This is a genomic window from Massilia glaciei (assembly GCF_003011895.2).
Lineage (GTDB): Bacteria > Pseudomonadota > Gammaproteobacteria > Burkholderiales > Burkholderiaceae_D > Telluria_A > Telluria_A glaciei.
On record NZ_PXWF02000197.1, the window covers coordinates 1 to 1,732 of the forward strand.

Annotated in this window: 2 protein-coding genes; both read right to left on the reverse strand. The window is 67.3% G+C overall.

The window, feature by feature from the left end:
- Nucleotides 1-471: TonB-dependent receptor plug domain-containing protein (locus C7C56_RS12050; protein WP_181373144.1), on the reverse strand; the 471-nt coding region annotated here is incomplete at its 3' end.
- Nucleotides 472-680: 209 nt separating this feature from the next.
- Complete coding sequence (locus C7C56_RS12055) at nt 681-1,628, reverse strand: DUF808 domain-containing protein (protein ID WP_106757640.1); 948 nt, start codon at nt 1,626-1,628, stop codon at nt 681-683.
- Nucleotides 1,629-1,732: the final 104 nt, after the last annotated feature.

The following is a 1,732-nucleotide window of genomic DNA, read 5'->3' on the forward strand; positions in this document are numbered from 1 at the left end:
CGTCTTGACGATCGCCGTCGGGATGGTGTTCAGGTCGACCGAGGCCGAGCCGCGGCCGATGGTGCCGTTGACGTTGACCAGCGCCGACGCGTGGCGCCGCTTGGAGTTGACCAGCACCAGCGTCTGGTCGGGACCCATGCCGCGCAGGGTGGCCGGGCGGATGGTGTCGGTGCCGTCGGCCAGGCCGGGGCGCGGGAAGTTGAGCGATGGCAGGGCCACGGCCAGCGCCTGGTTGATCTCGGTGCTGCCGCTTTGCTTGAGGCTGTCGGCCGAAATGACGTCGACCGGGGCGCTCGTGTCGAGCACCGAGCGGTTCGCCACGCGGGTGCCGGTGACCACCACGGTGGCGCCCGGGTCGAGCGGCGTGGCCGCCGTTTGCGCCATGGCCGCGCCGCCGGCGCACAAGGTGGCGCACATGGCGGTGATGGCGGTTGCGAGCAGGTGCTTCTGTGGAGCGGACGTCTTTTGCATGTTTGATTCCCTTGATTGCCGTACGAAGAAAGTGACAGACGCCTGGGTCGGCAGCATGAGCTGGACGCCCATCGATACTGATGCGGGGCGTTCAGTATGTCAATATTCGTAAACACGGCTTACGGGAAAAACAACGCTTCGCGGGGCGCTTGTAAGCGCGCCGTAAGTTTGGGCGGCCGGCAGGCTGCTAGCCTGGCCGCCGCCCGAACTCACGGCGCCGGACTGGCGACCTTGCGCTTGAAGATTCGCATGCCGGCCGTCACGGCCAGCAGCGCGGCGGCGCCGGCGACCAGGCCCGCGAGCGCGTCGATCAGGACCGGGGTCACCCACGCGAGCGCGGGGCCGGCCAGCGGCAGCGGCGCGACCATGTGCACCGCCGCCTCGACCACGTGGTGCATCGCCGGAATGCCGTGCACCAGGATTCCGCCGCCGACCATGAACATGGCGGCGGTGCCGACCACGGCCAGCGTCTTCATGAGCTTGGGGGCGGCCGCCAGCAGGAACCAGCCGAAGGCGCGCGCGCCGGCGTTGGCCTTCTTGCTCAGGTGCAGGCCGGCGTCGTCGAGCTTGACGATGCCGGCGACCAGGCCGTAGACGCCGACCGTCATCAGCAGCGAGATCGCGGTGAGCACGGCGAACTGCTTGCCCAGCCCGACCCCGGCCACGGTGCCGAGCGAAATGACGATGATCTCGGCCGAGAGGATGAAGTCGGTGCGGATGGCGCCCTTGATCTTGTCCTTCTCGAGCGCGACGAAGTCGACCGTCTCGTCGAGCAGGGCCTTGGACAGCTCGGCGTGGTGTTGCGCGTCCTCGGCCGGCGAGTGCAGGAACTTGTGCGCCAGTTTCTCGAAGCCCTCGTAGCACAGGAAGGCGCCGCCGAGCATGAGCAGCGGCGTGATGGCCCACGGCGCGAAGGCGCTGATGGCCATCGCGGCCGGCACCAGGATCGCCTTGTTCTTGAGCGAACCCACCGCGACCGCCCAGACCACGGGCAGTTCGCGCTCGGGATCGACGCCCGAGACCTGCTGGGCGTTGAGGGCGAGGTCGTCGCCGAGCACGCCGGCGGTCTTCTTCGCCGCGACTTTACTCATCAGGGCGACATCGTCGAGGATCGTCGCGATGTCATCGATCAACGCCAATAAACTGCTTGCAGCCATCGAGGGCACTCCAGAGTATTCAAAAAGAAAGATATATTAACCGACTCGGAGGCTCTCTGGCGCGGGGATCGGCCCGCCTTCCACGGTGAATTTGTTCTAAGCGG